The organism is Streptomyces javensis, assembly GCF_039525925.1.
Classification (GTDB): Bacteria; Actinomycetota; Actinomycetes; order Streptomycetales; family Streptomycetaceae; genus Streptomyces; species Streptomyces asiaticus.
Genome location: NZ_BAAAIF010000004.1, coordinates 224,056 through 230,935, shown reverse-complemented (window position 1 = coordinate 230,935; position 6,880 = coordinate 224,056). Strand labels below are relative to the sequence as shown.

Sequence of the window (6,880 nt, the reverse complement as noted above, 5' to 3'; positions counted from 1 at the left end):
CTGAAAGGCGGGGCTTCGTCCCAGCCCCGGCTCGTCATGTGCCGGAGGGCTGGAAGGTGGGGTGCTCCGTCCCAGGGCTCGCTCGTCATGCGCCGGAGCAGCTGAAAGGCGGGGCTTCGTCCCAGCCCCGGCTCGTCATGTGCCGGAGGGCTGGAAGGTGGGGTGCTCCGTCCCAGGGCTCGCTCGTCATGCGCCGGAGGGCTGGAAGGCGGAGTGCTTCGCCCCAGGGCCCCGCTCGTCATGCGGCGGAGGGCTGGAAGGTGGGGCGCTTCGCCCCAGGGCCCGCTCCTCAAACTCCCCCAGCTACCGCTGGGAGGTGGCCTCTGGAGGGGCTGGGAAGCGGGGCTCGGTGCCAGAGCCCGGGGTCCAGGGGCGGAGCCCCTGGTAGCGGGAAGGGGCGGGGAGGGGAAAGGAACGCCGTGCGGCCCGCCGCGTGGTGCGCCGGGCACCCCGTGGGGGGCCCGGCCCCGGGGCCCGGGTGCGAGCCCGTACACGTGGTGCGTCAGACACCCCGTGGGGGCCCGGCCCCCGGGGCCCGGGCGCGAGCCCGTACGGCGGAAGGAGGCCGGGGCCGTGCGGCCCCGGCGTGCCGCGTCAGGGCGGGTCCCGCGTCAGGGCGGGTCCCGCGTCAGGGCGGGTCCCGTCAGAAGAGACGGAGCTTGTCGTCCTCGATGCCCCGGAGCGCGTCGTAGTCCAGCACCGCGCAGCCGATGCCCCGGTCCGTGGCGAGTACGCGGGCCTGGGGCTTGATCTCCTGGGCGGCGAAGACGCCCTTCACCGGGGCGAGGTGGGGGTCGCGGTTGAGGAGTTCGAGATAGCGGGTGAGCTGCTCGACACCGTCGATCTCACCACGGCGTTTGATCTCCACGGCGACCGTCCCGCCATCCGCGTCGCGGCAGAGGATGTCCACGGGGCCGATGGCGGTGGGGTATTCACGCCGAATAAGCGTCCAGCCATCGCCGAGTGTCTCGATACGATCGGCGAGCAGCTCCTGTAGATGGGCCTCGACACCGTCCTTGATCAGGCCGGGGTCGACGCCGAGTTCGTGCGAGGAGTCATGGAGGACCTCCTCCATGGTGATGATGAGCTTCTCGCCCGCCTTGTTCACGACCGTCCACACATCGTCGTCGCCTTCCTTCAGCGTGCACGGCGGAGACATCCAGTTGAGGGGTTTGTAGGCCCTGTCGTCCGCGTGGATGGACACACTGCCGTCGGCCTTGACCAGGATCAGACGGGGTGCCGAGGGGAGGTGGGCGGTGAGGCGGCCGGCGTAGTCCACCGAGCACCGGGCGATGACGAGACGCATGGTCGGCAACGCTACTCGACCACCACCGCCGCACGCGATTCGTCCGCCGATGGACCCCTTCGACGATGGCTGGTTGTGTGCCCGTTCTCCTGGTGCGGGCGCAGTGGCCGAATTACCGTTGAAGCGGGCGGTCGTCGGACGGGTACGCTGCGTCGCCGTCCGCCCTTCCCATCCCTGAGACCCCGCTCGCGGGGTCGCGAGAGGAGAACCCATGTCGCTCGACGTCTCACCGGCCCTGCTCGAACAGGCCGAGCGAGGCGAGGTCGACGAAGCGGCCTTCGTCGACTGCGTCCGGAACTCCCTACCGTACGCATGGGAGATGATCAGCTCACTGGTGGCCCAGCTGAAGGTGGACGGCGGGGAGTTCGCCGACAACCAGACGCCGCCGCCCGATGAGCAGGCACGCGGTCAACTGCTCCGCGCACTCGCCAGCGACGCGATACGCGGCGCGCTCCAGCGCCACTTCGGGGTGCGGCTGGCCTTCCAGAACTGTCACCGGGTGGCGGTCTTCCCGATGGACGCATCGGCCGACGAGCGCCTCGCCCGCTTCACCTCGGTCCGGGGGCAGCTGCTCAACCAGTCACCCGAACTCCGCGACTGCTGACGGGACGTACGCTGCCGCTCCACCAGGGGGAGGTGTATCAGCGCAGGAGCGGCAGCACCTCACTACCGAGCCGTCGTACGTTCTCCTCCGTGGCCGCCAGGTCGCCCGACCCCTCGACCAGCAGCGCGAACCGGTGGATCCCGGTGCGCTCGGCGGTCGCCGCCAGCCGGTCGGCGCACAGCCGCGGCGAGCCCACCGGATGCAGCTCGCACAGCAGCTCCGCATAGGCGACCGGGTCGCGCATCCGGCGCTCCCGGCCGTCGACCGTCACATGCGCCTCCAGACCCTGCCGCAGCCAGCCGGGCATCGCCTTGGTCAGGACCTCGGCCGCCGCCGGGCGGGTGTCCGCGATCTGCACCACCCCGGCCGAGACATGGCGCGCCGCCACCGCCTCGACATGCTCCGGTGAACGGCCCGCCGCCAGCGCGGACTTCCGCCACAGCCCGACCACCTCGGCCTTCTCCTCGTCCCCGCAGTGCATGCCCAGCAGCATGGGCAGCCCGCGCTCGGCGGCCAGCCGCACACTGCCGGGCGAGGTGCAGGCGACGACCACCGGCGGGGCGCCCACCACCGGCCCGGCGAGGGCGTCGTCGGGGCGCGGCACCACCGCCACCTCGCGGAAGGCGAACCGCTCGCCGTCGGCCCCCACCCGGGGCTCGCGCAGCCAGCGCAGCAGCAGATCGAGTGATTCGGGGAAGCCCCGCTCGTACGCCCGCAGACCCGAGCCGAAGACCTCGAGGTCCACCCAGGGCCCGCCACGGCCGACCCCCAGGGTGAATCGGCCACCGGAGAGGAGATGGAGCAGTGCCGCCTGCTCACCCAGCGCGACGGGATGGGCGGTCGGCAGTACGCTCACCGCCGTACCGACGCCGATGCGGCGGGTACGTCCCAGCAGCAGGGCGGCGAGGGTGACCGCGGACGGGCAGACGCCATACGGAACGAAGTGGTGCTCGGCGACCCAGACCGCGTCCAGCCCGGTCTCCTCGGAGAGCTCGGCCGACCGGACCGCCCGGTGCAGCGCCTCCTCCTGTCCCTGGCCTGGGAATTGAGCGGCCAGGATGAAAGCCCCCACATCCATGGTGAAACTGCCTCCTTGTCGCGGCTGATGTGCCGGCGTAGGCATCCCCCCTCGTAGGCATTAACGCCTGACACGTGCCAAGGGCACGGCCGTGCATGAAGTTTTCATGATGATCAGAGCGTGGGTGTGGACGACGGCTTTCCCGGAGGGTGACCGTAGCGCGTACGCTGGTCACAGCCCGTTAGCTCCCAGCTCTGTCGAGGTGCCCCGTGTCTCCACGCCGAAACCGCCCGCGAGGCGGCGAAAAGCCCGTCGGCCACGAGAGTACGGGCCGTTATGGCCTCGACCGCATGGAGACCTGGCAGGGGGAGGAGTGGGTGGTCCGGCAGGTCGGCGGCGGGGCGGCCGCCAAGCACTACCGCTGCCCGGGCTGTGACCAGGAGATTCCGCCGGGGGTGGCGCATGTGGTCGCCTGGCAGCAGTACATGGGCGCGGACGACCGGCGCCACTGGCACAAGGCGTGCTGGAACGCACGGGACCGCCGGAGCGCGAAGCTCCAGCGGTCCCGTAACGCGCCGCGACACTGACTCCTACACGTCGCGCTTCTCCAGCAGCACATAGGCGGCGATCATCGCCCCCGCCGTGACTCCGGCCAGTGCCCACAGCTGGGGCCAGCCGCTGTTCAGGCTCTCGTCGAGCCGGAAGAGGGCGGCCAGCGACTGGGGCGAGGAGTACTCCTGCATCTTCTCCCCCAGATCACGGAGGCTGTCCGACATCATCAGGAACGCGGGGAGGATGGCCGGGAGCAGCACCACACCGAGCATCGTGGTGATCGCGCCCGCGGAGTGCCGCAGCATGCAGCCGACGGCCAGCGAGAGCAGCCCCAGCAGCGACACATAGAGCCCGGCGCCGACCGTCGCCCCGAGGAACTGGTCACTCGTCGGCTCCTGGACGCCCGCACCGCCGTGCATCCCGGTGCTGGCGAGGGCCACCAGCACGAGCGCGATGGTCGTGGTGGTGAACGAGAGGGTGAAGAACACCAGCGCCTTGGCGGTGAGCACCCGGGAGCGCTGCGGCGAGGCGGTGAGGGTGGTCCGGATCATCCCGGTGCCGTACTCGGAGGTGATCACGAGCACCCCGAGGGTGACGATGCACAGCTGGCCGAGCAGGGTGCCGAAGAACCCGGGGAGGGTGGTGGGGACGGTCTCGTAGTCGCTGTCGCTGGTGCCCGCCGCCACCAGGAGTCCGATCCCGGCCACCAGCGCGACCATCACGCCCAGCGTCCAGATCGTGGAGCGCACTGACTTGATCTTGGTCCACTCGGAGGCGAGGGCATTGCCGAGGTGGGTCTGGCGGATCGGGATCGGCGAGGTGTACGGACCGACACCGGCGTAGGGCTGCGACGGGGGCCCGGAGGGCGCCGGCTGATGCGGGGCCGCCTGCGGGGCCGCCTGCGGCGGCGTCTGCGGAGGACCACCGTGCGGAGGGCTTTGCGGAGGACCCTGCGGAGGGCCTTGCGGGGGGACGGGCGCCTGGTACTGCTGCTGGTACGGGGTCGTCATCGGGCGTCCTCGGTGTCGCTCTTGGTCAGATCGGCGGGGGCGGACGGCGCCGCGGGCGGCTGAGCCGGGGGAGTGGGGGGAGCCGCCGGAGCCGCCGGGGGAGCGGTGGGTGGCATCGCGGGAGCGGCGGACGGGGCCGCCGGTGCGGCGGGCATCGGGGCGCCCGGGGTGTGCGGGGCGCCCGGAGCGTGCTGCTGTGGCGGGGCCGGGGGCTCGGCGTAGCCCGGCAGTACGGTCCCCGGCGGGAAGCCCATCTGCTGTGCCGGGGCGCCCGGCGCATAGCCGTACGGACCGCCCGGCGGCACCGCGCCCGGCATCTGCTGCTGCAACGCGGCGCGCGCGTCGATGGTCGAGCGGTAGTCCACCGCGCCCTGCGTCATCCGCATGTACGCCTCTTCCAGCGACGCCTGGTGCGGGGAGAGCTCCCACAGCCGTACGTCCGCCCCATGCGCCAGATCGCTGATGCGCGGCAGCGGCAGCCCGGTCACCCGCAGTGCGCCGTCCTGCTCCGGCAGCACCTGGCCGCCCGCCTCGCTCAGCGCGGCGGTCAGCTTCTCGCGCTGCCCCGGGTCGCCCTCGGGGGTGCGGACGCGGGCGAAGTCCGCGGAGTTGTAGGAGATGAAGTCCTTGACGCTCATATCGGCGAGCAGCTGACCGCGCCCGATCACGATCAGATGGTCGGCGGTGAGCGCCATCTCGCTCATCAGATGGCTGGAGACGAAGACCGTGCGGCCCTCGGAGGCCAGCCGCTTCATGAAGTTGCGGACCCAGAGGATGCCCTCGGGGTCCAGGCCGTTGACCGGCTCGTCGAAGAGCAGCACCTGCGGGTCGCCGAGGAGGGCGGCCGCGATGCCCAGCCGCTGGCCCATGCCGAGCGAGAAGCCCTTGGAGCGCTTGCGTGCCACCTCCTGGAGGCCCACCACGCCCAGCACCTCGTCCACCCGGCGGGCCGGGATGCCGGACAGCTGGGCCAGGCAGAGCAGGTGCTGGCGGGCGCTGCGGCCGCCGTGCACCGCCTTGGCGTCGAGCAGCGCGCCCACCTGGCGGGGGGCGTTGGGCAGCTTGCGGAACGGATAGCCGCCGACCGTGACATGGCCGGCGGTGGGCTCGTCGAGGCCCAGGATCATCCGCATGGTGGTGGACTTGCCCGACCCGTTGGGCCCGAGAAAGCCGGTGACGGCGCCGGGCCTCACCTGGAAGGACAGGTTGTACACGGCCGTCTTGGCGCCGTAGCGCTTCGTCAGGCCGACTGCCTCGATCATTCTCCGCCCCTCATGTGCATGGGTCGGGCGTGCTCGCCCCGTGAGGGTTAGGAGGATAACGGCGCGTTGACGGTTCCCGTTACTCGGGAGATGAGAGCGCATCGTAACTCTTGGCGCCGCCGGGCCCTCCGGGGCCGCCGGGCTCGCCGGGTTGCCCGTCCTCCGGGCAGCGCAGGAGGTCGGGCTGCGGCAGCGCCCAGCCCTCCTCCTGGAAGATCCGGGTGCCGGTTCTGCGCACCGCGAGGTCGGCGCCCGCGCGGGTGACCCAGGCGCGGGGGTCCGGGCCGAGGAGTGCGCGCAGCCGTGGTGAGCCGGCGAGCAGCCGGGTGAGCAGGGCGCTCTGGTCGCCGCCGCCGGGGAGGGGGCGTTCGGTGCCGTCCGGGGACATCAGCACTCCGCGCTCGCCGACGTAGAGGTACGCACCGCGGAGCCGCTCGCCGGACGGCATGACCATCGGGTACTGGCCGCCGGGCAGCAGGACGCGGCGGTAGTTGGGGTACTCGGTGGCGTCGACGGCCGCGAGCTGCTCGGCGTCCAGCCAGCTGATGACGAGCGGGGTGCGGGCGCCGGGTGCCGTGTAGGGGGCGGAGGCCACGTAGCCGTAGCGGCCGATGTGGGCGGAGCAGCCGACCGCGATGCCGTGCACGTCGACCGGGACCATGGGGACGGTGGCCGGGCGGCCGGGGCGGGACAGCTTGTGGTGGAGCTGGGCGGGGGAGGCGTTGGAGCCGACGGCGATGACGGGGTGGCGGTGGGGGGTAGGGGGGTGGCCGAGGTGGGTGAGGACGGCATCCAGTGCTTCTGCGGGCGCTTCGTCGGGCGTTTCGCCGTCGCCGGGGCGTGGGTTGACCGTCCAGGTGCCGAGGCGGCGGCCGGGGGTGGGGGTGAGGTCCCAGAGTTCGCCGGTGGTGAGGAGGGTGGGGTGGGTGATGGGGCGGCCGGGGTAGGTGAGGGGTTGTTGGGCGGGGACGTCGGCGAAGCCGAGGGTTTTGAGGGTGCGGTCGGTCACGGGGGGTTGCCCGCCCCTCCCCGCCCCTCCCCGAAACCGGGCCTCTGCGGGGGCTCCGCCCCCAAACCCCCGCTCCTCAATCGCCGGAGGGGCTGATTTGGGCGGTGTCCGCCCGGACC

7 protein-coding genes are annotated in these 6,880 nt (G+C 72.3%); 2 read left to right on the top strand and 5 right to left on the bottom strand.

The features are described 5' to 3' along the window. Positions 1 to 643 precede the first annotated feature (643 nt). Complete coding sequence (gene nucS, locus ABD329_RS06460) at positions 644 to 1,306, bottom strand: endonuclease NucS (RefSeq protein WP_198281666.1); 663 nt, start codon at positions 1,304 to 1,306, stop codon at positions 644 to 646. Positions 1,307 to 1,517: 211 nt separating this feature from the next. Here nucS and ABD329_RS06455 point away from each other — a divergent pair, with 211 nt between their 5' ends. Beyond that, entirely contained in the window at positions 1,518 to 1,910 is a 393-nt protein-coding gene (locus ABD329_RS06455) for an SCO5389 family protein (protein ID WP_037951008.1), read from the top strand. A gap of 37 nt (positions 1,911 to 1,947) precedes the next feature. On the opposite strand, the gene ABD329_RS06450 is transcribed toward ABD329_RS06455, so the two are convergent. Next, a complete protein-coding gene (locus ABD329_RS06450; protein WP_198281667.1) occupies positions 1,948 to 2,988 on the bottom strand; it encodes an LLM class flavin-dependent oxidoreductase in 1,041 nt (346 codons plus the stop codon). Between the two features lie 209 nt (positions 2,989 to 3,197). Between ABD329_RS06450 and ABD329_RS06445 the strand changes: the two genes are divergently transcribed. Further along, complete coding sequence (locus ABD329_RS06445) at positions 3,198 to 3,515, top strand: ATP/GTP-binding protein (RefSeq protein WP_198281668.1); 318 nt, start codon at positions 3,198 to 3,200, stop codon at positions 3,513 to 3,515. Between the two features lie 3 nt (positions 3,516 to 3,518). Here ABD329_RS06445 and ABD329_RS06440 read toward each other — a convergent pair whose 3' ends face one another. The 3 genes from ABD329_RS06440 to ABD329_RS06430 form a co-directional block, all read right to left on the bottom strand. Continuing rightward, positions 3,519 to 4,490 carry an ABC transporter permease gene (locus ABD329_RS06440; RefSeq protein ID WP_198281669.1) on the bottom strand — a complete coding sequence of 324 codons (972 nt, stop codon included), beginning with the start codon at positions 4,488 to 4,490 and terminating at the stop codon, positions 3,519 to 3,521. Beyond that, on the bottom strand, positions 4,487 to 5,752 hold the full coding sequence (locus ABD329_RS06435; protein WP_344316084.1) for an ABC transporter ATP-binding protein: 1,266 nt from the start codon (positions 5,750 to 5,752) through the stop codon (positions 4,487 to 4,489). Before ABD329_RS06435 ends, ABD329_RS06440 begins: the two co-directional genes overlap by 4 nt. 79 nt (positions 5,753 to 5,831) lie before the next feature. Further along, positions 5,832 to 6,761: a hypothetical protein gene (locus ABD329_RS06430; protein WP_344316082.1), complete on the bottom strand. Its 930-nt coding sequence runs from the start codon at positions 6,759 to 6,761 to the stop codon at positions 5,832 to 5,834. Positions 6,762 to 6,880 lie beyond the last annotated feature (119 nt).